General features: G+C 57.7%; 22 protein-coding genes. 19 read left to right on the top strand and 3 right to left on the bottom strand.

Annotation, left to right across the window (positions count from 1 at the left end; translation table 11 throughout):
• Window positions 1–157: 157 nt before the first annotated feature.
• Complete coding sequence (glk, locus tag CK911_RS10815; RefSeq protein WP_157774555.1) at window positions 158–1,165, bottom strand: glucokinase; 1,008 nt, start codon at window positions 1,163–1,165, stop codon at window positions 158–160.
• 312 nt (window positions 1,166–1,477) lie between these two features.
• Here glk and CK911_RS10810 point away from each other — a divergent pair, with 312 nt between their 5' ends.
• From CK911_RS10810 to CK911_RS10800, 3 genes are all read left to right on the top strand, one after another.
• The gene (locus tag CK911_RS10810) at window positions 1,478–2,332 is read left to right on the top strand and encodes a MurR/RpiR family transcriptional regulator (RefSeq protein WP_172954099.1); all 855 of its coding nucleotides are present in this window, start codon (window positions 1,478–1,480) and stop codon (window positions 2,330–2,332) included.
• A gap of 163 nt (window positions 2,333–2,495) precedes the next feature.
• Entirely contained in the window at window positions 2,496–3,935 is a 1,440-nt protein-coding gene (pyk, locus tag CK911_RS10805) for a pyruvate kinase (protein WP_042020263.1), read from the top strand.
• Window positions 3,936–4,179: 244 nt separating this feature from the next.
• Entirely contained in the window at window positions 4,180–4,965 is a 786-nt protein-coding gene (locus CK911_RS10800) for a hypothetical protein (protein WP_098969921.1), read from the top strand.
• Window positions 4,966–5,067: 102 nt separating this feature from the next.
• Here CK911_RS10800 and CK911_RS10795 read toward each other — a convergent pair whose 3' ends face one another.
• Both CK911_RS10795 and CK911_RS10790 read right to left on the bottom strand, forming a co-directional pair.
• On the bottom strand, window positions 5,068–6,819 hold the full coding sequence (locus CK911_RS10795) for an amidohydrolase (RefSeq protein WP_098969920.1): 1,752 nt from the start codon (window positions 6,817–6,819) through the stop codon (window positions 5,068–5,070).
• A 66-nt stretch (window positions 6,820–6,885) separates the two neighbouring features.
• On the bottom strand, window positions 6,886–7,797 hold the full coding sequence (locus tag CK911_RS10790; RefSeq protein WP_172954004.1) for a GyrI-like domain-containing protein: 912 nt from the start codon (window positions 7,795–7,797) through the stop codon (window positions 6,886–6,888).
• A gap of 154 nt (window positions 7,798–7,951) precedes the next feature.
• On the opposite strand from CK911_RS10790, the gene fliE reads away from it, so the two are divergent.
• The 16 genes from fliE (at window position 7,952) to flhA (ending at window position 23,494) form a co-directional block, all read left to right on the top strand.
• Window positions 7,952–8,269: a flagellar hook-basal body complex protein FliE gene (gene fliE, locus CK911_RS10785; RefSeq protein ID WP_033135920.1), complete on the top strand. Its 318-nt coding sequence runs from the start codon at window positions 7,952–7,954 to the stop codon at window positions 8,267–8,269.
• Between the two features lie 46 nt (window positions 8,270–8,315).
• Window positions 8,316–10,025, top strand: coding sequence for a flagellar basal-body MS-ring/collar protein FliF (gene fliF, locus CK911_RS10780; RefSeq protein WP_172954003.1), 1,710 nt, complete (start codon window positions 8,316–8,318; stop codon window positions 10,023–10,025).
• Window positions 10,018–11,079 carry a flagellar motor switch protein FliG gene (gene fliG, locus CK911_RS10775; RefSeq protein ID WP_042020268.1) on the top strand — a complete coding sequence of 354 codons (1,062 nt, stop codon included), beginning with the start codon at window positions 10,018–10,020 and terminating at the stop codon, window positions 11,077–11,079. Before fliF ends, fliG begins: the two co-directional genes overlap by 8 nt.
• A 68-nt stretch (window positions 11,080–11,147) precedes the next feature.
• Window positions 11,148–11,966 carry a flagellar assembly protein FliH gene (gene fliH / locus CK911_RS10770; protein ID WP_098969919.1) on the top strand — a complete coding sequence of 273 codons (819 nt, stop codon included), beginning with the start codon at window positions 11,148–11,150 and terminating at the stop codon, window positions 11,964–11,966.
• Window positions 11,967–12,018: 52 nt separating this feature from the next.
• Window positions 12,019–13,350, top strand: a complete 1,332-nt coding sequence (fliI, locus tag CK911_RS10765; protein ID WP_098969918.1) for a flagellar protein export ATPase FliI — start codon at window positions 12,019–12,021, stop codon at window positions 13,348–13,350.
• 27 nt (window positions 13,351–13,377) lie between these two features.
• Complete coding sequence (gene fliJ / locus CK911_RS10760; protein ID WP_042020272.1) at window positions 13,378–13,818, top strand: flagellar export protein FliJ; 441 nt, start codon at window positions 13,378–13,380, stop codon at window positions 13,816–13,818.
• 67 nt (window positions 13,819–13,885) lie between these two features.
• Window positions 13,886–15,838 carry a flagellar hook-length control protein FliK gene (locus tag CK911_RS10755; RefSeq protein WP_098969917.1) on the top strand — a complete coding sequence of 651 codons (1,953 nt, stop codon included), beginning with the start codon at window positions 13,886–13,888 and terminating at the stop codon, window positions 15,836–15,838.
• 57 nt (window positions 15,839–15,895) lie between these two features.
• A complete protein-coding gene (gene fliL / locus CK911_RS10750) occupies window positions 15,896–16,414 on the top strand; it encodes a flagellar basal body-associated protein FliL (RefSeq protein WP_098969916.1) in 519 nt (172 codons plus the stop codon).
• Window positions 16,415–16,422: 8 nt separating this feature from the next.
• Window positions 16,423–17,493 carry a flagellar motor switch protein FliM gene (gene fliM / locus CK911_RS10745; protein WP_042020276.1) on the top strand — a complete coding sequence of 357 codons (1,071 nt, stop codon included), beginning with the start codon at window positions 16,423–16,425 and terminating at the stop codon, window positions 17,491–17,493.
• A 49-nt stretch (window positions 17,494–17,542) separates the two neighbouring features.
• A complete protein-coding gene (gene fliN, locus CK911_RS10740; RefSeq protein WP_042020278.1) occupies window positions 17,543–17,935 on the top strand; it encodes a flagellar motor switch protein FliN in 393 nt (130 codons plus the stop codon).
• Window positions 17,932–18,312 carry a flagellar biosynthetic protein FliO gene (gene fliO, locus CK911_RS10735; RefSeq protein WP_042020280.1) on the top strand — a complete coding sequence of 127 codons (381 nt, stop codon included), beginning with the start codon at window positions 17,932–17,934 and terminating at the stop codon, window positions 18,310–18,312. The genes fliN and fliO overlap by 4 nt, the downstream gene beginning before the upstream one ends.
• Window positions 18,299–19,072 (top strand): flagellar type III secretion system pore protein FliP, encoded by a 774-nt coding sequence (gene fliP / locus CK911_RS10730; RefSeq protein WP_098969915.1) that lies wholly within the window; start codon window positions 18,299–18,301, stop codon window positions 19,070–19,072. The genes fliO and fliP overlap by 14 nt, the downstream gene beginning before the upstream one ends.
• Before the next feature lie 25 nt (window positions 19,073–19,097).
• Window positions 19,098–19,367, top strand: coding sequence for a flagellar biosynthesis protein FliQ (gene fliQ / locus CK911_RS10725; RefSeq protein ID WP_042020284.1), 270 nt, complete (start codon window positions 19,098–19,100; stop codon window positions 19,365–19,367).
• Entirely contained in the window at window positions 19,364–20,161 is a 798-nt protein-coding gene (gene fliR, locus CK911_RS10720; RefSeq protein WP_068976690.1) for a flagellar biosynthetic protein FliR, read from the top strand. Before fliQ ends, fliR begins: the two co-directional genes overlap by 4 nt.
• Window positions 20,154–21,284, top strand: coding sequence for a flagellar biosynthesis protein FlhB (gene flhB / locus CK911_RS10715; RefSeq protein ID WP_068976894.1), 1,131 nt, complete (start codon window positions 20,154–20,156; stop codon window positions 21,282–21,284). The genes fliR and flhB overlap by 8 nt, the downstream gene beginning before the upstream one ends.
• 107 nt (window positions 21,285–21,391) lie before the next feature.
• Window positions 21,392–23,494 carry a flagellar biosynthesis protein FlhA gene (gene flhA, locus CK911_RS10710; protein WP_042020288.1) on the top strand — a complete coding sequence of 701 codons (2,103 nt, stop codon included), beginning with the start codon at window positions 21,392–21,394 and terminating at the stop codon, window positions 23,492–23,494.
• Window positions 23,495–23,502: the final 8 nt, after the last annotated feature.

Below are 23,502 nucleotides of genomic sequence, written 5' to 3'. Positions count from 1 at the left end.
AGTTCAGGCTTGTCAGGTGACAAACGTATCCAGTGGATGAGAGTCGCTTTCCACTCCTTGTGAAGTACAACCCTCTTGGTTACGTGCAGCTACTTTATGCCATTCACACTGAATCGAGGCTGAACCATCGATGATCCCGCCTCGTGCCAGAGGTTAATCAGATAGAGATCCCCATCGACTGGCGCAGATAAGCACCAGCACCGAGCAGCCCCGGCCCTTGGTGAGTGATCAGGAATACCGGGATTTCTTTGAGGTAGGATTTGAAGCGTCCCTTGTCTTCAAAGGCCACTCGAAAACCCGAGCTGATGAAGAACTCTTGAAAGCGCGGGACTATACCGCCAGCAATATAGATGCCACCAAAGGTGCCCATATTGAGGGCCAGATTGCCGGCAAAGCGCCCCATCAACACGCAGAACAGACTCAAGGTGCGACGGCAATCCAGACATTCGCCACTCAGTGCGCGCTCGGTGATATCTTTGGGGGCGAACGGTTCAGGCTCACGGCCATCGGATTTCACCAGCCCACGATAGATGTTGACCAGACCAGGCCCGGATAGCAGTCGTTCGGCCGAGACATGGCCCAATTCGCTCCGCATCACCTGCAGCACCGCATCTTCCTCTTCGGTGTTCGCGGCGAAATCTACATGGCCACCCTCACCCGGCAGGCTCAGCCACTGCTCTCCTGCCCTCACCAGGTGAGCGACCCCAAGGCCGGTGCCCGCGCCATAGATGGCGATGGGTTTGCCAGAGACAGGTGCCGAGCCGCCCAGTTGAATACGATCCGTTGCTGCCAGTACCGGCACTGCCATGGAGACGGCAGTAAAGTCATTGATCACCTGCAGGCGATCCAGCCCCAGATTACCCTGCATCTCGCTGATAGAAAATTCCCAGCTGTGGTTGGTCATGGCGACCCAGTCACCGTTGATGGGGCAGGCGATGGCGATGCAGGCTTCGCTCACCTGTGCGTGGTGTTCGTCCAGATAGAGGCGTACCACGGCTTCAAGGCTGGGATGGGCCAGACCAGAGTAGGTCTTGGCTTGCGAGATAGTACCGGTGGCCAGCTCACACAGAGCCAGGCGTGCATTGGTTCCGCCGACATCGCCGACCAGCGCGTGGGTATGCTGCATAACTACTCCTTCGTTACAGGGTTGGGACGACCGTTGCATCCCGAGATTATTGTTAGAGGGTGACTGTATATTCTATCCGAGCTTGGGCTGTGCTAACTCGCTGGATCGACACAAACGTGCGGCTGCTCACAGTGTTGTTGCTTTGCAACATTTGTAAGCGTTTTCATGGTGAGATGACGTTTTGTAACGAAAAGTACGAAATAATTAGAGATGAGTCATACTTTGTATGGCAGGTGTTAGTTGCGATAACCGCTTGTCTTGTATAGTCCTTAGCTTGATTGGCAGCATGCTTAGTCGTAGATTCAGTGCAGAGACACTGAAGCTAAATTACAAAAACGCCTGGTGGTGATGATGAATACCCTTGATAAAATTACGAACAACTTGGAAAGTTTCAGTAAATCGGAACGCAAGGTAGCCGAGGTGATCCTGGCCTCTCCCCAGACGGCCATTCACTCCAGCATCGCCACCCTGGCCAAGATGGCCGACGTCAGTGAACCGACCGTCAACCGTTTTTGCCGTCGTCTCGATACCAAAGGCTTTCCCGATTTCAAACTCCATCTGGCCCAGAGTCTGGCCAATGGCACCCCTTATGTTAATCGTCATGTGGAAGCGGAAGATGGCCCGGATACCTACACCGCCAAGATCTTCGAATCCACCATGGCTTGTCTGGATGCGGCCAAGAACAGCCTGGATATCTCCGCCATCAACCGCTGCGTCGATATCCTGACCCAGTCCAAGAAGATCAGCTTCTTCGGTTTGGGGGCATCTTCTGCAGTTGCCCGCGATGCCCAGAACAAATTTTTTCGCTTCAATATTCCTGTGGTGAGTTTTGAAGATATCGTCATGATGCGGATGAGCTGTATCAACGGCAGCGAAGGGGATGTGGTGGTGCTGATCTCCCACACCGGTCGCACCAAAGCGTTGGTCGAGATCGCCGCGCTGGCTCGGGAGAACGATGCCACCGTGATCGGCATGACCGCCAAAGACTCCCCGCTGGCCCGTGAGTGTAATCTGGTGCTCTCCATGGATGTGCCGGAAGATACCGATGTCTACATGCCGATGGCTTCTCGCATCGCCCAGCTGGCGCTGGTTGATGTGCTGGCGACCGGGTTTACCCTGCGCCGTGGGATGAAATTTCGCGAAAATTTGAAAAAAGTAAAAGAGGGATTGCGTGAATCCCGCTTCGAAACACCGCACTCTTCCTGAATCGGCAGGGGCGTTTGCCCCCGGCTGTCTATGCCCCGCGCAGTGGTGTAGTATTGTAATTTAATAACAAAAACCACCCGGATGGTTTGCAAACGGGTGCATCGAGCCATGGGCTCGATAGGGCAGAATCTCAAGTTATATCCACTTCACATTGGAGTTTTTCATGCCTAGACGTACAAAAATTGTTACCACACTTGGTCCGGCTACCGACCGCGAAGGGATCCTTGAGGGGATCATTCTTGCCGGTGCCGACATGGTGCGGATGAACTTCTCTCATGGTACTGCGGAAGACCATATTCTGCGTGCCAACCAGGTGCGTGAGATTGCTGCCAAGCTTGGCCGCCACGTCGCCATCATGGGTGACCTGCAAGGCCCCAAGATCCGTGTATCCACCTTCAAGGATGGTAAGGTCTATCTGGCTATCGGTGACAAATTCATTCTCGATGCGGCCCTTGGTAAGGGCGAAGGATGTCAGGAGCAGGTCGGCATTGACTACAAGAGTCTGCCTGACGATGTGATCGCCGGCGATATTCTGCTGCTGGACGACGGTCGGGTGCAGCTGAAAGTCGAGCAGGTTGAAGGTTCCCGCATTCACACCACTGTGACTGTTGCCGGGCCGCTCTCCAACAACAAGGGCATCAACAAAAAAGGCGGTGGTCTTTCCGCGCCAGCCCTGACCGAGAAAGATAAAGAAGATATCAAGACCGCTGCGTTGATGAACGTGGACTATCTGGCTGTCTCCTTCCCCCGTTGTGGCGATGACTTGCGCTATGCTCGCGAGCTGGCCCGCGAAGCCGGTTCTAACGCCAAGATTGTTGCCAAGGTGGAGCGCGCTGAAACCGTCGCTACCGATGAGGCGATGGAAGATATCATCCTCGGTTCCGATGCCGTTATGGTCGCCCGTGGCGATCTGGGTGTCGAGATCGGTGACCCCGAGCTGGTTGGCGTGCAGAAAAAGCTGATCCGTTATTCCCGTCGTCTGAATCGTGTGGTCATCACTGCGACCCAGATGATGGAGTCGATGATCAATGCACCGCTGCCGACCCGTGCCGAAGTGATGGACGTGGCCAACGCCGTGCTGGACGGTACCGATGCGGTGATGCTCTCTGCCGAAACCGCCGCTGGTCAGTTCCCTATCGAGACCGTCACCTCCATGGCGAGCGTCTGTGTCGGTGCCGAGAAGCACCCGAGCCTGAACGTTTCCAATCATCGCATGAGCTATACCTTTACCTCGGTGGAAGAGGCGTTGGCCATGTCGACCATGTATGCCGCCAACCACCTGGAAGGGGTCAAGGCGATCGTGGCGCTGACCGAATCTGGCACCACCCCGCTGCTGATGTCCCGTATCAGCTCCGGTCTGCCGATCTTCGCCATGTCTCCCCACAACAAGACCCTGGCCTGGACCAATCTCTACCGTGGCGTCACCCCGGTGATGTTTGACGGTGACGAGACCAAGCCGGTCTACGAAGTGTGCCGCGACGCGCTGGACGTACTCAAGGCCAAAGGCCTGGTGCAGAGTGGCGACATGGTGCTGCTGACCCACGGTGACAAGATGGAAACCGTGGGCAGTACCAACACCTGCAAGGTAATGATGGTCGAATAACGGCTGCTATTTACTGTGTTATCAAAGCTGCTCGCCACTGGCGGGCAGCTTTTTTTATGACGGTTTCTGGGGAACTTAGCCGTCCGCATCAGGTGGTGAAGGACTCAATGATTGCTTCCATCACAGGTCCTCCTGATAATGCAGACATGAACCGGATAAAAAGCACACCGGATAGCGGATACATGGCCATGTGCCGGATCGCGGGTGCGTCAAAAGGTCCCTCACTCTGAACGGGAGCAAGAAGATGAAAAAGCGTAACTGGCTGCTGGCCTTATCACTGAGTCTGGCATTTTCGCCCTGCTATGCCGATTGGGCAAAACTCAAGGCTGCAGCCTCTGATCTGGGCGCTGCAGTGAGTGAAACGAGCAAAGAGGTGTGGCAGGACGTCAGCGATTTTTCCAAAAAGAGTTGGGATTCTATCTCGGCCTGGGGCGAAGATGCTTTCAATACTGCCGGGGTCTGGACCGACAAGAGCATCGCGACCAGCAAGGAGTGGCTGAAGGCCGCCGATAAAGAACTCAACGAGATGCTCAACCCCAAGACGGCGAAAGAGGCGAGAGTCGCGCTCAATACCATGGCCGACACTGCGCTGATCCGGTTGTTCAACGAGCAGCCTTCAGCCAAGTTGCTGTTTGACAAGGCTTATGGCTATGCGGTGTTCGATTCGCGCAAGTTCTCCCTGATGCTGCATACCAATCAGGGGGCCGGGGTGGCGGTTAATCGCAAAAACGGCCAGCACACCTATATGAAGATGTTTGGTGCGGGTCTGGCGGCAGGGATTGGCGGCAAGTTCTATCAGCAGGTGATCCTGTTTGAAGACAAGGCCAGATTCGATGCGTTCGTGACCCAGGGCTGGGAAGCCACCTCCGAAGTGGGGGTGGTGGCTGGCAAGGAGAGCGCCGAGCTGACCGCCAAATACAACGGTGGCATGGCGATCTACCAGATTGGCGAGAAGGGCTTGCTGCTCGATGCCAATATCTCCGGCTCCAAATACTGGATTGACAAGGACTTGACGGAAACGAGCCGCTAATTGCGTTGTTATCAACCTGTCACTACACACCATGGCTTCGCCATAAGCTTGCAGTTAGTTTGCCAACAGGCCCGCAGTGCGGGCCTGTTGGTTCTCTCGGGGTCAGAGGGCTGAATAGACCTGCTTGCCCTTGAACATGGTCCAGAGCACCTTGGTCTCCTTGATCTGTTCGCTCGCCACCTGCTCCAGATTGCGATCCAGCAAGATCAGGTCAGCACTCTTGCCTGCGCTGATGGAGCCAATCTCTTTCTCCTGCCCAATCACCTTGGCGGCGTTGAGGGTATACGCCTGCAAGATAGCCTGACGGCTGATCTGCTCACTGGCTGGTGGCAGCAAGCCAAGCTCCCCCTGGCGGGTGATCGCGGTATACATGGCGAGGAAAGGGCTGGGGCTGGAGACCGGCCAGTCACTGGCACCGGCGATAATGGCGCCGCTTTGCAGCAGGCTGCCAGCCGGGTAGAGGCGGGCCAGCAGGGCCGGGGGCACTTTCCCTTCCAGCAGCATGGTGGTCGCCACGTTTTTCCCGGCCCACAGCAGTTGCATCGAGGCTGCCACATTGAGGGGTTTGAAACGGGCAATGCTGGCTGGGCTCACCACTTCCAGATGGGTGATGCTGTGCAGCAGGCGGTGATCCTGATTGTGGGCCCGGGCATAAGCGATGGCATCGAGGGATTCACGGACGGCCCGATCGCCGATGGCATGGAAGTGGGCGATCAGTTGATGGGCATCCGCGGTGCGGATCAGCTCGTTGAAACGCTGTTTGTCCAGATCGTCTTTGCCGCTGTAACCAGGGCGGTTGAGGTAGGGTTCGCTCAACTTGGCGGTCTGGGATGGAAACTCGATGACACCATCTTGCAGGATCTTGATCCCCACCAGTTTGACGTCCGGGGCGTCTTGAAACTGCTGTTGCAGTGCCAATACGTCATCAATAATGGCGGGCGATGCGTGGATCCCCACCAGTGCCAGCGCGGACACATGGCCGGTCAGCTTGCCTTCCCGGGAGAGCATGCTGTACGCCGGCAGCAGGCCGGTGTCGCGGCGATCCGGCTCGGCGTTGAAGATGGGCGCGAGGGGGCGAATGTTGCTGATAGGGTCCATCCAGGCGGTGATGCCCACCTGATTGAGCTGCTTGGCTGCTGTCATGATGGCTTTGGCAATCGTCTCGTCGCTGACCGGTGGCAAAGCTTTGAGGATGGCATCCCAGCCACCTTCCGAGGCAAAGCCACTCAGTTGGCCGGATGGGGTGAGGCCAAAATTGCCTTTCAGCGGGGCATAACGACCGGCAAGGGAGTCGGCATCAATGCCCGCCTTGCGCAGCATGGCCTGATTGGCCCAACCGGTGTGGGCATCCGAACCGGCCAGCACTACGGGGAGCTGCTGGTATTGCGGGCCATTGAACACCTGATCGAGCAGGGGAAGCTGATGCCAGTAGTCGAGGGAGACATTGCTGTATAGCTGCACATCCCCCAGTGTCAGGCGGGGATCATCCTTGCTGCGGGTCAGAAATTGCTGCACCTGTTCAACCTGATTCATGGCATCGGGAAAGTTAACCGTCATCCCCTGAAAACCGGCAAATGCTGCGTGAACATGGCTGTCGATGAGCCCTGGCATCAGGTACTTTCCTTGCAGATCAAGGCGTTTGGCATGGCTGCCGAGGCGGGTGCTGACCTCCTGATAGCTGCCGACCGCCACGATCTTTTTACCTTCAATGCCGACCGCCTCCGGGTGAGGGTTCGCCGGATCGCCGCTGTAGATGGTGCCGCCAAAGATCAGGGTCTGGCTCTGTGACTGGGCATTGGCGGCGGCAGGAAGCGTCACCAGCAGGCTGGCGAGCAACAGCGTTTTGATATTCATGGGCATGACTCCGTCGCTTCGGCGCCCGAAGGCACCGAAGTGGGTAAATGGAAATGAGGTATCGGCTTATCGGTTGATCAGCGGGATACAGATATCAAACACGTAATGATCCCGGTCAGGGTCAGTGCCCGCGTGGTATTGCTCGTAACACGGGCGATCGTCGCAGCTCAGCCCTTTGCTCACCACCCAGCGAAACGCCGTCTCCCAGCTGGCGACCAGTTGATCGCCGCGAGCGATAAACTGACATACCGCATAGGGGCCAGCGGCAATGGTCTGGGTGGTTAACTGGCGCCCTGCGGGGATCTTTGGCCCCAGCTCGATGCAGACGTCAGTACGGCAGCGTGTCTCATCGGTGATATCAGGGATATCCCAATAGAGACTCAGGGTGCCCGCCGGTGTCATCGCCTCGTCTGAGGCGAACAGCGCGAGCAGATCCCGATGGGCTTGCTCGCAGGTCTCCTTGCCATAGGGGCCCAGGCGGCGCATGTACGCCACGCGCCGGGCGGGCATCTGCTTGACGCTTGCCCCCTGCAACAGACCCGGGTGTTCGGTGACCGGGTGCATGACCAGGTCATCATAGGTTTCAAAGGGAAGGGGATCGTTTCCAATCTTGCTTTTCCAGTTTCCCCCTTGTTGCTGGCGGTATTCCGAGGGGCTCATGGCGAAGTGTAGGCGAAAGGCCTTGGCGAAATTCTGGGAGCTGGAGAACCCGGCGGCCAGCGCGAGGGTGGTGATGTCGCTCTGCGGTGAGGCCAGCAAGCGACGGGCGGCGCGCTCCATGCGTAGGCGTCGGGTAAAGCCAGCGATGGTTTCGCCGACCATCGTCTTGAAAATGCGGTGGAAGTGAAAGGTGGAGATGGCGGCCGCCGTTGCGACTTCATCCAGACTCGGGTTGTCATCCAGATGGTGGCTGATGTAGTCCATCGCCTTGAACACAGGTTTGCGATAATCCAGGGCGTACTCCTTGCCAGCCAGCAAAAGTGGGCATCAGAGTCGGATTTAATCAGAGCCACCTGCCGTTGTCGAACCCGTCCGGCCTGGTCTGGCCACTCATCCGCCCCGCGCTTTTAACGCATTGGCACTTTAATTGCTTATTGGCTGTCAGCGTCAATGATTTGTCTGGGGATGGAAAATGGAAATAAGTGCAAGCAGCCTGATGCAAGAGATGCAGGCGCTCAAGATTGAAGCAGGCGCAACGCCGCTGGCACAGCCCGGTCGCCCGGTGACATCCGACTTTGGTCAGCTGCTGCAACAGGCGCTGGGCAACGTCAACGAGCTGCAAGGCGCCGCCAATGATCTGCGCACCCGTTTCGACATGGGCGACAAGTCGGTGGATCTGGCCGAGGTCATGATCGCCGGCCAAAAATCGTCCATCGCCTTTGAAGCCACGGTACAGGTGCGCAACAAGATGGTCGATGCGTACAAGACCATCATGAACATGCCGGTATAAGTGATTACTGAACATCATGAACATGTCAGCAATAAGGACATAAATCGTGGCTACTGACCAAAACGGCGATCTGCTGATAAACGATGAGGGTACCGCCGCCCTCGATGAAAATGAGCAGAAGAGTTCGGCGCTGGGATTCCTGTCCAATACCGATGTACTGCGACAAATCACCCTGATCCTGGGGCTTGCCATCTGTCTGGCCATTGCCGTCTTTATCCTGCTGTGGGGCAAGGAGCCGGACATGCGTCCCCTCGGCACCTACAGCACCCAGGAGCTGGTGAAGACCCTCGACTTCCTCGATCAGCAAAAGATCCCCTATGAAGTGGATGGCAAGAGCGTACTGGTCAGCGCTGAAAGTTACCCCACTATCCAGCTGGCCCTGACCCGTGCCGGTCTCGCCAATGTCGTTGATGCCACCAATGGTGGTGAAGATATCCTGCTGAAAGATTCCAGTTTCGGCGTCAGCCAGCGGATGGAGAGCGAGCGTCTGAAGCTGAGCCGCGAGCGCCAGTTGGCGAGCGCCATCGAGCAGTTCCAGAATGTGGCCAAGGCTCAGGTGCTGCTGGCCATTCCGAAAGACAACGTGTTTGCCCGCAATGAGCGCAAACCCAGTGCCACTGTGGTGCTCAACCTGAAAGGCGCGGCGCTGGGGCAGGGTGAGGTGGACTCCATCGTCGACATGGTCGCCTCTGCGGTACACGGCCTTGAGACAACTCGCGTAACTGTCACCGACCAGAATGGCCGCCTGCTCAACTCCGGCTCGCAAGACCCGGTCTCTGCCCAAACTCGCAAAGAGTTTGCCATGCAGCAGAAGCAAGAGATCGAGTACAAGCAAAAAATTGACGCAATTCTGATCCCGGTGCTGGGTGCCGACAACTATACGGCGGAAGTGGATCTCTCCCTCGACTTCTCCCAGCAAGAGCAAACCCGCAAGACTTACAACCCGGATCTGCCTGCGGTGCGCTCCGAAATGACCATGGAAGAGAACAGCGCCAATGGTAGTAGCGGTGGTGTGCCGGGGGCACTCTCTAACCAGCCCCCTGCCGCGTCCAACATTCCCGAGCAGGCGACCGCTGCTGATGGTGCCAGCGCTGCAGCCTCTGGCCGCTCGCGCAAAGAGGCGACCCGCAACTTCGAACTGGATACCACCGTCAGTCACACCCGTCGCCAGATGGGTGGCATTCGCCGCATGACCGTTTCGGTGGCGGTCGATTACAAAGCGGTGCCCGGAGCGGATGGTGCTGTGACCCGCGAGGCCCGTAGCCAGGCCGAAATTGATACCCTGCGCCGTCTGCTGAGTGGCGGCCTTGGTTTTGATGTGACCCGGGGTGATACCCTTGAGGTGGTCGCCATTCCGTTTAATCGCCCCGAGCTGGAAAGTGTCGCCGACCTGCCGATTTACGAGCAACCCTGGTTCTGGCGTGCGGTGCGCATCGCGGCATCAGTGCTGGTGATTATCGTATTGATTGTCACCGTGGTTCGCCCCATGCTCAAGCGACTGCTCTATCCGGATGCCAAGCCGGAAGGGGAAGTGGATTTTGACAACCACACTGTGCTGGGGGGCGATGACGAGTTGAGCCTGCTGTCCGCTCAAGTGGAGGGCGATCAGGTATTCGGTGTGCGCGATGGTCAGCTGAAGCTGCCTGATCTGCACCGCGATGAAGACTTGCTCAAGGCGGTGCGTGCGCTGGTGGCGAACGAACCGGATCTGGCCGCTCAGGTCATTAAAGAATGGGTAACCAACAAAGATGCCTGAAGAAAAGAAGACTCAAGTCATCGGCAATGACATCACCGACGGCCAGCGCCAGATCCTCGATCAGATGTCCGGCATTGAGATGGCGGCGGTACTGATGTTGAGCCTCAATGAAGAGGATGCCGCCCAAATCTTTCGCCATCTCGAGCCAAAGCAGGTGCAGCGGCTCGGTATGTCGATGGCCTCGATGTCTGACTTCAGTCACGATCGGGTAGCGGCGGTGCACCGTCAATTCATCGACGACATCCAGAAGTACACCAACATCGGTATCGGCAGCGAAGATTTCGTGCGCAAGGCGCTGGTGGCGGCCCTTGGCGAGGACAAAGCCAGTAATCTGGTGGATCAAATCATATTGGGTTCAGGCTCCCGCGGCCTCGACTCCCTCAAGTGGATGGATGCCCGTCAGGTGGCCAGCATCATCCTGAACGAACACCCGCAGATCCAGACTATCGTGCTCTCCTATCTGGAGCCGGAGCAGTCCGCCGAGATCCTGAGCCAGTTCCCGGAGCAGGTGCGCCTGGATTTGGTGATGCGGATCGCCAACCTGGAAGAGGTGCAACCGGCGGCGTTGCAAGAGCTGAACGACATCATGGAGAAACAGTTTGCCGGTGCGGCGGGTGCTCAGGCTGCCAAGATGGGTGGCCTGAAAGCAGCAGCCAACATCATGAACTATCTGGATACCAACATCGAAGGCCAGCTGATGGACTCTATCCGCGAGTCGGATGAAGAGATGAGCCAGCAAATTCAGGATCTGATGTTCGTGTTCGAAAACCTCATCGATGTGGACGACCGCGGTATCCAGACCATGCTGCGGGAAGTGCCGGGCGAGTTGCTGCAACGGGCACTCAAGGGCTCTGACGATCAGATGCGCGAGAAGATCTTCAAGAATATGTCCAAGCGTGCGGCGGAAATGCTGGCGGACGATCTGGAGGCCATGGGGCCGATCCGGGTCTCCGAAGTGGAAGCCGCCCAGAAAGAGATCCTCTCCATCGCCCGCCGTCTTGCTGATGCTGGCGAGATCATGTTGGGTGGCGGTGGCGGTGAGGAGTTCCTCTAAACCATGGGTCATCAAAGGTACGGCTGTGCAGATGCGGCATCAGGCTGTGACAAGGGGTACCTCAACCAATGAATAACAAGCTGCGTGGCTACGTGCGTCCTGACGGGGAAGATGCTCCGGTAGAGGCGTGGGGCTGGCCACAGATGGAGGTCGAAGCGGCGGTCGAGACCAATGCCCTCGGTTTTGCGCCTGACTGGTATCAGCAGGAGGAGGAGGTCGTTGAGCCGGAGCCAGAACCGGAGCCGCTGCCGAGTATTACCGCCCAAGAGCTGGAGGCGATCCGCCAGGCTGCCTGGGAAGAGGGTATGGCCGAAGGTCATGCCGCTGGCTTTGCCAAGGGGCAAGAAGAGGGCAAGCTGGAAGGCCTGCAACAGGGGCACCAGGTTGGGCTGGAGCAGGGCAAAGAAGAGGGGCTCGCCATGGGGCGCGACCTGGTGGATCAGGAGATAGCCCATTGGCAGGGGCTGGTCTCCCGCCTTGCCACTCCGCTGAGTGAGCTGGATCAGGCGGTGGAGCAGCAGCTCATCTCGCTGGTGATGCAACTGGCACGTACACTTATTCGCCATGAAGCCGAGACCTCTCCCCGTATCTTGCTGGAAGCGCTGAAACAGGGGTTGGCGCTGCTCCCTGCCGCCGAACAGGGAGTGACCCTGATGCTCCATCCCGATGACCTCGCCCGGGTTGAGCAGGCATTCGGGGCGGAAGAGTGTGCCAAGCGCCAGTGGCGATTGCAGAGCGATCCCACTCTCTCCCCCGGCGATCTGCAGCTGGCAACGGTACTCTCCAGCATCGACCTGACCCTCTCGGGCCGCATCGAACAGCTGCTGCGCAACTTTTTGCGGGACAATTCATCGCAAAATCCAGCCTCGCAGGATCCACGCCCATAACCGATGCCGGACGCTGCTGTCCGGCTAAATCTTTTATCTCTCAGGAGGCCAGATGAGCGGCTCGTTACTCACCAGATTGCAAGGGTATCGGGTGCGCGGTATTGCCCTCAAGCCCCCCGTAGCCGGTAAATTAACCCGGGTAGTGGGTCTGACGCTGGAAGCCATCGGCTGTAGTGCGGCGATCGGTGCCCTTTGCCGCATCGATACTCAAGATGGCGAGCTGGAGGCCGAAGTGGTGGGTTTCTCCGGTGACCGGCTGTTTTTGATGCCGAGCGAACAGCTCAAGGGGGTTATTCCTGGCGCCCGGGTGGTACCGATGACCGAGGAGCACGGCATTCCGGTTGGCATGAATTTGCTGGGTCGTGTCATCGATGGTATCGGGCAGCCGCTGGATGGTCTCGGCCCCATTCTCTCTTCTCAAACGGTGCAGTTTGCCCAGCACCGCATTAACCCGCTCTCCCGCCGCCCGATCCACCAACCGATGGACGTGGGGGTGCGCGCCATCAACGCCGTGCTGACGGTAGGGCAGGGCCAGCGGATGGGGCTGTTTGCCGGTTCCGGTGTCGGTAAATCGGTGCTGCTTGGCATGATGACCCGTGGCTCGGTGGCGGATGTGGTGGTGGTTGGCCTCATCGGTGAACGGGGCCGGGAAGTGAAAGAGTTTATCGAAGACATTCTTGGTGAGGAGGGGCGTGCCCGCTCTGTGGTGGTGGCGGCGCCGGCCGATGCCTCGCCACTGATGCGTCTCAAGGGGTGTGAGACTGCTCTGGCGATCGCTGAGTATTTTCGCGATCAGGGGCTCAACGTTCTGCTGTTGATGGACTCCCTCACCCGTTATGCCCAGGCCCAGCGTGAAATCGCACTGGCGGTGGGCGAGCCGCCAGCAACCAAGGGCTATCCGCCGTCGGTGTTTGCCAAATTACCGGCGCTGGTGGAGCGGGCGGGTAACGGCAGTGATGGCCAGGGCTCCATCACCGCCTTCTTCACCGTACTGACCGAGGGGGATGACCTGCAAGACCCCATCGCCGATGCGGCGCGGGCGATCCTTGATGGCCACATAGTGTTGTCGCGCGAATTGGCTGATGCGGGCCACTATCCAGCCATCGATATCGAAAAATCCATTAGTCGGGTCATGCCCATGGTCACCTCGCCGGAACACATGGATTTGGCGCGCACCCTCAAGCAGTTCTACTCCCTTTATCAGCAGAACCGGGACCTCATCACCATCGGCGCTTACAGTCAGGGATCCGATCCCCGCATCGACCGAGCCATCATTCAAAAACCCTATCTGGATCAGTTCTTGCAGCAGGGAATGCGTGAGGTCATTCACTACGATGATGGCCTGCAAGCGTTGCAGATGGTGGCCATGCCACTGATGCGTTGATAACGGCGTTGATGGAGGAGGTCGGCCATGAGTAAAGGGTTGCTATTGTTGGCTGATCGGCTGGTGGAGGCGGAGCAGCAGTGTGCGCTGGCGCTGGTGAAGGCGCAGCAGGATCTCAAGCTGTTCATGGATCAGCAAAACGCCCTTAACCAATATCGTCAGATCTATCACCAGCAGTGGACCGATCGCGGTCTGCAGGGGATCACCGCCCAGCAAAACACTCAGTATCACGCTTTTATCAGCAAGCTTGAGCAAGCGGCTACCCAGCAGTACGAAGGGGTGCTGCAGGTGCGTCAGGCGCTGGAGTTGCGCCGTGAAGAGTGGCTGGCTGCGCAACAGCGGCGTAAGGCTGTCGAGTTGTTGTTGAAGAAGCAGGCGGGTCGCGAGCAGCAGAAAGCCCAGCGTCAGGAGCAGAAAATGCTGGATGAATACGCTATGCTGCGCCGCTTTCATCAAGCTGGCCTGTAACTTGCTTTGAACTGGACATTGTCGGGGGCCATCTCTTTGGGGGCCACCAGAATTCAGGGATCCCATCATGATGCAGACACTGTTGACACAAACGCCTTCGGCTCCGGCCAACGGGTTGGACAAAGCGCCTCTGAGCGGTTCCGTCGAGAGCAAAAGCATCGATGGGGGAACCAGCAGCGACAGCAAGGGTGATTTCGCTACCCTGATTGCCAAGGCCCAGAACAGCGAACAGGGCGCTGCCGAGGCCACTCAGGGCGGTAACAATGTCCGATCAGCCAAATCTTTGGCGACCGAGAGCGCCTCTCCCAAAGAAGAGACCAGCAAGGAGCAGGATCCTGACGCCGACAACAAGGTGGAGGAGGTTCCCGCCACCGACTTTCTGCTGCGCCTGCAAGACTCCCTCAAGCTCGATACCTCGCTGGTGACGCCCCAGCTGGCGATGGCGCCCCAACAGAGCGCCACTGCGGTAGACGGCAATCCGTTGCCACCACAGGGTGAGCAGGAAGATATTGCGCTTGATGAAAGCGAGCTGGCACCTTCCGCTACCAGGATCGCCCGCCAGCTTGCCGGTCAGACCGGGGCGCAATCGCCGCTGACAACGACCGGAAAATCGACTCTTGATACCACGGTATCGCCCTCTACGGCGCGAGGGGTGGTGCAGGGTGACGCATCCTCCGCCGTTCTCTCCCCCGCAGTCCTCTCCTCTGAGGGGGAAGATGCTGCCTCCCCACCGGATGAACAGTCCGGGGAGAAAGCCTCAGCCAAGGGAGAAACCCTCGGGGCGGATGGCAAGCACACCAAGCCTCTCACGGGGGCAGAGCGGATGGCCCAGCTGGCCAAGGTGTTGCCGGTCGATGAGTCTGCCAACACCACCAAACCCGGTGAGTCACTCGCAGCGAAAGAAGCTGGCGACAGCAAATCCGACCCCGCAGCCAGCAACGCCGTGACCGGCAAGGGGCAGGCGGCGCAAGCCGCGACTCAGGGGGCAGCCCTTAAGGCATTTAGCGAGGGGCTCAAGCAGCCTGAAGCGGGTGCTGCTACCGCTTCAGCTACCGCAGAGGGCAGTGGTGCAGCTGGCAAAGGGGCAGAGAAGAGTGCTGCCGAGGGGAACCAGCAGCCAGCCACTGCCGCACCAGCCAATCAAGGGGCGGCGCACGTGAAGACGGCGCAAAGTGCCGCAGAAAGTGCCGCAGCCCAGAGCAGCGTGACGCCAAATGGTTCGGCCCAGACCGATAGCGCCGCCGCGCCCGTGATGGTGGCGCCGCAGCAGGTGTTGGCACAGGCCGAATCCCAGGGGCCGCAAGCGCCGTTGTCGAGCATTTCCGCCGGCATCAAGCAGATGGAAGTGACGGGTACCGACGAGGTACGAAAAGCGGTGCAGCTGGAGGTGAAACCGAAGGCCGGTGAGGTGGACAAGAGCCTCCTTGCCACGGCGTCGAGCAGCGAGAGCAGCCAGAGCCAGACCGTACAGCACGGCCAGAACAGCCAGCCCCAGGTGGCAGAGAGCCGGGCTCCCGCTGCAGAGGGCACATTGCGCCGTGAGCCAGCACAATTACCTCATCTGAAGTTGGCCGGCCAGGAGGCACCAGTCGAGTTGCACCAGAAGGTCAACGTGATGCTGGCTGAAAAACTGCAGCAGGCGGAGATCCAGCTCGACCCCCTTGGCCTTGGCAAGATGAAAATCCAGATCCAGATCGGTGCCGACAGCCAGGCCAACGTCCATTTCGTGGTACAACATGGGCAGACTCGCGAGATGTTGGAGCAGTCGATGCCCCGGCTGCGGGAGATGCTGGCAGGACAGGGGATCCAGCTTGGCCAGACCCAGGTTCAGCAACAGTCACAACAACAGCAGCAACAGCAACAACAGGGCCAGCCAGCCTTTACCGGACAGGGTCAGCAGGGGCAGGGTAGTGGTCAGTCGAGCTCAGGTAACAGGCAAGATGAGGGAAATATTACAACGTCGACCCTGAGTGTACTGGTGGGATCGGAAAACAGCAGTGCAATTGATTTCTATGCTTGATGCAATCCCGAGTAAGTTTATGATATCGAACAAGTTTGAGACTAGGGTGGACAAGGGATGGCAGACGATACCGAATTGACGCTAAAAGACCCGGCTGCGGGTAAAAAAAAGAAGCTGATCATTATCATTGCTCTGGCGGTCATTTTGCTGGGCGGTGGTGGCGCGGGTGCCTTCCTGATGCTCTCCGGCTCGGATAAACCACCCGCAGAAGCGGCTGAAGGAGAAGAAGGGGCCAAGCCCAAGGTAGAAGCACCTCAACCCTCCCTCTATGTGGGGATGCCACGCCCCTTTGTATTCAACGTTGCGGGTGCCCAACGGGATCGGCTGGTGCAGATCAAGATCCAGCTGATGGTGCGGGGCACGGCCGACGAGGCCCTGGCCAAGCAGAATATTCCCCTTATTGAAGGTACTTTGCTGCGGGTATTCAGCGCGGCCAGTGCCGAGCAGCTGATGACCTTTGAAGGCAAGGAGAAGCTGCGTAAGGATTCACTGGAAGAGTGCCGTCGGGTACTCAAGGACCTGGTCTCTTCCCCCGTTATCGAACAAGTGCTGTTTACCGGCTTTGTGATGCAGTAGGTGGAAGCGTGAGCGATCTGTTAAGTCAGGACGAAATTGATGCCCTCTTGCACGGTGTCGATGATGTCGAAGAGGAGGAAATAGGCTCGGCGGGGGATCCCGGCGTTGCCCAGTTTGACTTCTCCTCCCAGGACCGCATCGTCCGTGGTCGCATGCCGACGCTGGAGCTGGTGAACGAACGTTTCGCCCGCCACATGCGGATCAGCCTGTTCAACATGATGCGTCGTACCGCCGAGGTCTCTATCAACGGGGTGCAGATGCTCAAGTTTGGCGAGTACGTCCACACCCTGTTCGTGCCGACCAGTCTCAACATGGTGCGTTTTCGTCCGCTCAAGGGCACGGCCCTGATCACCATGGAAGCCCGCCTGGTCTTTATCCTGGTGGAGAACTTCTTCGGTGGCGATGGTCGTTACCACGCCAAGATCGAAGGGCGCGAATTTACCCCGACCGAGCGGCGCATTATCCAGATGCTGCTCAAACTGGTGTTCGAAGATTACAAGGATGCCTGGGCACCGGTGATGGATGTGGGCTTTGAGTACCTCGATTCTGAAGTGAATCCGGCGATGGCCAACATCGTCAGCCCAACCGAGGTGATAGTGGTCAGTTCGTTCCACATTGAACTCGATGGTGGTGGCGGCGACTTCCACGTGGCGATGCCTTACTCCATGCTGGAACCGATCCGTGAACTGCTTGATGCCGGTGTACAGAGTGACAAGGGTGACACTGACGTGCGCTGGAGCAAGGCACTGCGCGACGAGATCATGGACGTCAAGGTCGAGATGCGGGCCAAGTTGCTGGAAACCGAGCTGACCCTGCGCGAACTGATGGAGCTGCGACCTGGCGATATCATCCCGGTCGATATGCCGGAAAATCTGCTGGTCTATGTGGAAGACTTGCCGACCTTCCACGCCAAAATGGGGCGTACCAAGGACAATGTGGCGCTCAAGATCACCGATAAACTCAAGCGCCCTGAAGGGGTAAAGACCGAGATGCATCTGGTGACCCGGGGCGGTGTACGTATTGATGGCGAGGCCGAGCTGGAAGAGCTCGAGCGCAGTATCGAAGATCAACAGCGATAATCGACGGTTTATTGCGATAAACGGTCACGAAGTAGCATAAGGAAACAAGATGAGCGGAACTGAGGAAGAGGATTTGATGGCTGATGCCTGGGCTGCGGCACTGGAGGAGCAGGTCATTGCAGAAGCCAAACCGGCCCCGCTGGAAGAGCTGAAAGATGATGCTCCCATCAGTGCTGAGGAGCGGCGCAAGCTCGACACGATTCTCGATATTCCGGTCACCATCGCGATGGAGGTGGGCCGTAGCCAGATCAGTATTCGCAACCTGCTGCAGCTGAACCAGGGCTCGGTGGTGGAGCTGGATCGCGTCGCGGGTGAGCCGCTGGACGTGCTGGTCAACGGCACCCTGATCGCTCACGGCGAGGTGGTGGTGGTGAATGACAAGTTCGGTATCCGTCTGACCGACGTTATCAGCCAGATTGAAAGGATCAAGAAGCTCAAATGATGCGCCTCCTGTTGTTACTGCTGCCGGTACCGGCTTTTGCCGAGACAGGGGCATCTGCCAACGCGCCCAGTTTGAGCTCCTGGCTGCTCTCCAGCTTGATGGTGATTGGCCTCATTTTGGTGCTGGGTTTTCTGCTCAAAAAGAGCAAGCTGGCGACCGCCATGGGTGGCGGGCAGATGAGAGTCATCGCCTCGTTGCCGGTGGGTTACAAAGAGAAGCTGCTGGTGGTCAAGGTGGGTGAACAGCAACTGCTGGTCGGGGTGACGCCACAACAGGTCAACTTCCTCTGTCGGCTGGAGGAGCCGCTGGACGAGAGCCAGCCACAGGCGTTTTCACAACAGCTTGGCAAATTGATGGGCAAGCATGAAAAAAGCTAACGGCTTATTGCTGAAAATAGGGCTGCTGGTCAGCCTGCTGATACCACTGTTTTGCTCTTGGCCCGCGCTGGCGCAAGACGCCATGTCGGCGGTGACCGTCAAGACCATGGGGGATGGCTCTCAGGAGTACAGCCTGACCCTGCAAGTGCTGGCGCTGATGACCGCGCTCTCCTTCTTGCCAGCCATGGTGATCATGATGACCTCGTTTACCCGCATCATAGTGGTGCTGGGTATCTTGCGTCAGGCGATCGGTTTGCAACAGAGCCCCTCCAACCAGGTGCTGATCGGCATTGCACTGTTTATGTCGTTCTTCATTATGTCGCCGGTGCTGGACCGCATTAATGATGAGGCGCTGCAACCCTATCTGGCCGAGACCATTCAAGCCAAGGAGGCGCTGGAGCATGCCACATTGCCCATCCATCAGTTCATGCTGGCCCAGACCCGGATCAAGGATCTCAATACCTTTATGGAGATCGCCAACGTGCAGGTGGAGAAGCCTGCCGAGGTGCCACTGCGGGTGCTGATCCCGGCGTTTGTCACCAGCGAGCTGAAAACCGCCTTCCAGATTGGCTTTATGCTGTTTTTGCCATTTCTGGTCATCGATCTGGTGGTGGCCAGTATCCTGATGGCGATGGGGATGATGATGCTCTCGCCGATGATCGTCTCGCTGCCCTTCAAACTGATGCTGTTTGTGATGGTGGATGGCTGGAACCTCATTCTCGGGTCACTGGCCAACAGTTTCGGACTGGGTGCCGGTTAGCCGGTGTGAAGCAAGGAGCCCGAACATGAGTCCTGAAACCTTTGTCGACGTTTTTCGCGAGGCACTCTGGCTGGTGACCATCATGGTATGCGCCGTGATCCTGCCCAGTCTTGCCATCGGGCTGGTGGTCGCCATCTTCCAGGCGGCCACCTCCATCAACGAACAGACCCTGAGTTTTTTGCCACGTCTAATCGTGACCCTGTTTGCGCTGGGAGCGGGTGCTCACTGGGGCTTACAGAGTCTGATGGACTTCTTCGTGTTGATGGTCAATCAAATACCCGAGGTGGTGGGATGACCTATACAACCGCTCTGATCATGGAGTGGTTGTCTTCCATTCTCTGGCCGCTGGCACGAGTAAGTAGTTTGCTGATGGTGATGGCGGTATTCGGTAGCCGCCTTGCCCCTGCGCGAGTACGGATGGGGCTGGCACTTGCCATCACTTTTCTGATTGCCCCCCTGTTGCCGAAAATGCCCCCCATCGAACTCTTCTCTGCTGGCAGCTTTCTGGTATTAGGCCAGCAGCTGTTGATCGGTATTGCCCTCGGCCTGATGACCCAGTTTCTGATGGAGAGCTTCGTGATGGCCGGTCAGGTCATTGCCATGCAGACCAGCCTGGGATTCGCCACGCTGGTTGACCCGATGAATGGCCAGTCGGCCCCTGTGGTGGGTCAGTTCTATCTGATGTTGGCAACCCTGGTGTTTCTGGCGCTGGATGGTCATCTGATCATGCTGCGGCTGGTGATCCTCAGTTTTGAGACATTACCAGTATCAGACAGTGGGCTTTCTCTGCCAGCGATCCGCACCCTGATCGGTTTTCTCGGGGTGATGTATCAGGCATCGCTGGTGATGTCGCTCTCCGCCATCGTTGCGCTGCTGCTGATCAACTTTGCTTTTGGCGTCATGACCCGGGCCGCGCCGCAACTCAACATCTTCAGTATCGGTTTTGCGGTCAGCATGATGTCGGGTCTATTGATCCTCTGGCTCACCATTGGTGGTTTCCTCGGCCATTTCGACATGATGTGGGAGCGGGTACAAGAGGTCAGCTGCGAGCTGATCGGCACCCAATGCTTTGGCGGTGCCCATGGCTGATACCGATCAGGAACGTACCGAACAACCCACGGGCAAACGACTGCAACAGGCCCGTGATAAAGGGCAGATTGCACGTTCAAAGGAGCTGGGCACCGCCAGTGTCCTGCTGTCAGCAGTATTCGGCCTGTTGATGCTCAAGGGCTCGCTGGCGACCGCAATGATCAAAGTTGTGACCATGGGCTTTACCCTGGATCGGGAGCAGGCGTTTGATCCCAACGCCATGATCGCCATGGTGCCCGCGCTTCTGGCGGAATTGATCCTTCCGCTGGGGCTGTTGTTCGCACTGGTGGCCGTTGCCGCCTTTATCGGTAACACCCTGATGGGCGGGATGAATTTTTCGACCGAAGCTATGCTGCCAAAATGGAGCAAGCTGAGCCCGCTCAGTGGCTTGAAACGGATGTTCGGGGTGCAGTCGCTGATTGAGCTGGTCAAGTCCATCGCCAAGGTGGTGTTTATTACCCTGTTTGCCTGGTGGATGCTCTCCAGCCAGTTCAATCACCTGCTTAACCTCTCCATGGAGGGATTCCCCGGCGGCATCATAGACGCCCTTGAGCTGTTTCTCTGGATGTTGATCATCCTCTGCTGTGCCCTGCTTCCGATTGTTGCCATCGATGTGCCGTTCCAGCAGTGGAACCATATGCGTCAGCTCAAGATGACCAAGCAGGAGGTGAAGGACGAGTTCAAAGACAGCGAAGGCAAGCCCGAGGTGAAGGGGCGGATCCGGCAGTTGCAGATGCAGATGGCGATGCGCCGGATGATGGGGGATGTACCCAAGGCCGATGTGGTGATCACCAACCCGACCCACTACTCGGTGGCGCTCAAGTATGATGCAGGCAAACCCGGAGCCGCACCCAAGGTAGTGGCCAAGGGCACTGATGAAATTGCAATGAAGATCAGGGAGATAGCCAGGGAATACGAGATCCCGATTATGCCCTCACCTGAGTTGACCCGGGCTATTTATCATTCCACCGAGATTGGCCACGAGATCCCAGAAGGGCTGTTTGCGGCAGTTGCCCAAGTGCTTGCCTATGTCTTCCAGCTGAAAAAATTCCGCCGTGGCCAGGGACGCCGTCCTCAGACGCTGGCCAAAGACCTCCCCATCCCGACCGAATACCGAAAATGACAAAGTTCTGACGCAATAATAATAAAATCATTTAACTTCAATAGCTTGGTGTTTTGGCTTGATGCTTGCATTAATCTGACACCAGCACGTTGAAATTGAGAAAGACGATGGAATTCAAGGCATCTTTGGGCCGATTGAAAGAGTACAGAGGGTTACTGACCACCGGGTTCGGTACGCCGTTACTGGTACTGGCCGCCTTGGGGATGGTGGTGTTGCCTATTCCACCTTTGATGCTGGATGTGCTCTTCTCGTTCAACATTGCGCTCTCCATTGTGGTGTTGCTGGTCGCCGTTTACACCCGCCGTCCCCTCGAATTTGCCGCCTTTCCCACCGTGTTACTGCTCGCCACCCTGCTGCGGTTGGCGCTTAACGTTGCGTCAACCCGGGTGGTGTTGCTGGAAGGTCATAATGGCACCGCGGCTGCGGGCCATGTGATCGAGGCGTTCGGTAAGGTGGTGATTGGTGGCAACTATGCGGTCGGTATCATCGTTTTTACCATCCTGATCATCATCAACTTTGTGGTCATTACCAAGGGTGCGGGGCGGATTGCGGAGGTGAGTGCCCGTTTCACCCTGGATGCGATGCCGGGTAAGCAGATGGCCATCGATGCCGACTTGAACGCCGGTCTCATCAATCAGGAAGAAGCCAGGAAGCGTCGGCAAGAGGTCACGCAGGAGGCCGACTTCTACGGCTCGATGGATGGTGCCTCCAAGTTTGTCAAAGGGGATGTCATCGCGGGCATCATGATCCTCTTTATCAACATCATCGGTGGCTTCATTATCGGGATGATGCAGCACCAGCTGACCTTCGCGGAATCGGCAGAGATATACACCTTGCTGGCCATCGGTGATGGCCTGGTGGCGCAGATCCCCTCGCTGTTGCTCTCTATCGCCGCCGCTATCATAGTGACCCGGCAAAATACCGATCAGGATATGGGTACTGCGGTACTGGGTCAGTTGTTTGACAATCCCAAGGCGCTGATTATCTCTGCCGGTATTCTGCTGATGATGGGTCTGGTGCCGGGTATGCCTCACTTGGCGTTTTTGGGTCTGGGGGCGGTATCTGCAGCAGCCGCCTGGTGGTTGTTGCGCCGTGAGAAGCTGGCCGCGGCCAAAGTCGCCAGGGGTGAGCTGATGCCTGCTACCAACGAGCAGCCCCACGAGCAGAAAGAGCTGAGCTGGGACGATGTGATGCCGGTCGATATCATTGGCCTTGAAGTGGGTTATCAGCTGATCCCGCTGGTGGATCGCAACCAGGGTGGGGAATTGCTCAACCGGATCAAAGGGGTGCGCAAGAAGCTCTCGCAAGAGTTGGGCTTTCTGGTGCCGGCCGTGCATATTCGCGACAACCTGGATCTGGCGCCTAACCAGTACCGCATCACCTTGATGGGGGTCAGTACCGGCGAGGCCAATGTTTACCATGACAAAGAGATGGCTATCAATCCGGGCCAGGTGTTTGGTCAGCTGCAGGGGATTGCCACCAAGGATCCCGCCTTTGGACTGGAAGCGGTCTGGGTTGCCAAAGATCAGGTGTCCCAGGCACAGACACTGGGTTATACAGTCGTGGATACTGCCACTGTAGTGGCAACCCATATGAGCCAGATCCTCACCAACCATGCGGCCTTGTTGCTGGGCCATGATGAGGTACAGCAGCTGCTCGACATGATTGGCAAACACCAGAGCAAGCTGGTGGAAGGGCTGGTGCCGGAAGTGATCAGCATGGGTAACCTTGTGAAGGTATTGCAGAATTTGCTCAATGAAGGCGTGCCAATCCGCGATATGCGCACTATCCTGCAGACCCTGGTTGAATACGCGCCGCGCAGCCCGGATCCGGAAGTGCTCACTGCGGCTTGCCGGATTGCCCTGCGCCGTCTGATTGTGCAGGAGATTGCCGGCCCTGATCCCGAGTTGCCGGTGATTACCTTGGCGCCGGAATTGGAACGTATATTGCATCAATCCCTGCAGGCAGGTGGCGGTGATGGTGCCGGTATTGAACCTGGCCTGGCCGAGCGGATGCAGCGATCACTGGTGGAAGCCACTCAACGACAAGAACTGGAAGGCCAGCCAGCCGTGCTTCTGACATCGGGGATCTTGCGTAATACCTTGGCGAAATTTGTCAAGAATGCCATTCCTGGATTGCGCGTTCTGTCTTATCAGGAAGTGCCCGACGACAAGCAGATTCGCATCGTCAGCGCAGTAGGGCAGAACTAGTTAGCGGA

Source organism: Aeromonas sp. CU5, from assembly GCF_002586745.1.
Taxonomy (GTDB): Bacteria; Pseudomonadota; Gammaproteobacteria; order Enterobacterales; family Aeromonadaceae; genus Aeromonas; species Aeromonas sobria.
This window is presented reverse-complemented; position numbering and strand designations above follow the sequence as displayed.

Bases quoted from the DNA above. Each gene is read 5' to 3' on its own strand.
- fliE (WP_033135920.1), top strand. From the start codon at position 7,952: ATGGAAATAAGTGCAAGCAGCCTGATGCAAGAGATGCAGGCGCTCAAG.
- fliI (WP_098969918.1), top strand. From the start codon at position 12,019: ATGAGCGGCTCGTTACTCACCAGATTGCAAGGGTATCGGGTGCGCGGT.
- glk (WP_157774555.1), bottom strand. From the start codon at position 1,165: ATGCAACGGTCGTCCCAACCCTGTAACGAAGGAGTAGTTATGCAGCAT.
- flhB (WP_068976894.1), top strand. From the start codon at position 20,154: ATGGCTGATACCGATCAGGAACGTACCGAACAACCCACGGGCAAACGA.
- fliO (WP_042020280.1), top strand. From the start codon at position 17,932: ATGATGCGCCTCCTGTTGTTACTGCTGCCGGTACCGGCTTTTGCCGAG.
- CK911_RS10800 (WP_098969921.1), top strand. From the start codon at position 4,180: ATGAAAAAGCGTAACTGGCTGCTGGCCTTATCACTGAGTCTGGCATTT.
- flhA (WP_042020288.1), top strand. From the start codon at position 21,392: ATGGAATTCAAGGCATCTTTGGGCCGATTGAAAGAGTACAGAGGGTTA.
- pyk (WP_042020263.1), top strand. From the start codon at position 2,496: ATGCCTAGACGTACAAAAATTGTTACCACACTTGGTCCGGCTACCGAC.
- fliL (WP_098969916.1), top strand. From the start codon at position 15,896: ATGGCAGACGATACCGAATTGACGCTAAAAGACCCGGCTGCGGGTAAA.
- fliH (WP_098969919.1), top strand. From the start codon at position 11,148: ATGAATAACAAGCTGCGTGGCTACGTGCGTCCTGACGGGGAAGATGCT.
- CK911_RS10755 (WP_098969917.1), top strand. From the start codon at position 13,886: ATGATGCAGACACTGTTGACACAAACGCCTTCGGCTCCGGCCAACGGG.
- fliG (WP_042020268.1), top strand. From the start codon at position 10,018: ATGCCTGAAGAAAAGAAGACTCAAGTCATCGGCAATGACATCACCGAC.
- fliN (WP_042020278.1), top strand. From the start codon at position 17,543: ATGAGCGGAACTGAGGAAGAGGATTTGATGGCTGATGCCTGGGCTGCG.
- CK911_RS10795 (WP_098969920.1), bottom strand. From the start codon at position 6,819: ATGAATATCAAAACGCTGTTGCTCGCCAGCCTGCTGGTGACGCTTCCT.
- fliJ (WP_042020272.1), top strand. From the start codon at position 13,378: ATGAGTAAAGGGTTGCTATTGTTGGCTGATCGGCTGGTGGAGGCGGAG.
- fliR (WP_068976690.1), top strand. From the start codon at position 19,364: ATGACCTATACAACCGCTCTGATCATGGAGTGGTTGTCTTCCATTCTC.
- CK911_RS10810 (WP_172954099.1), top strand. From the start codon at position 1,478: ATGAATACCCTTGATAAAATTACGAACAACTTGGAAAGTTTCAGTAAA.
- fliP (WP_098969915.1), top strand. From the start codon at position 18,299: ATGAAAAAAGCTAACGGCTTATTGCTGAAAATAGGGCTGCTGGTCAGC.
- fliQ (WP_042020284.1), top strand. From the start codon at position 19,098: ATGAGTCCTGAAACCTTTGTCGACGTTTTTCGCGAGGCACTCTGGCTG.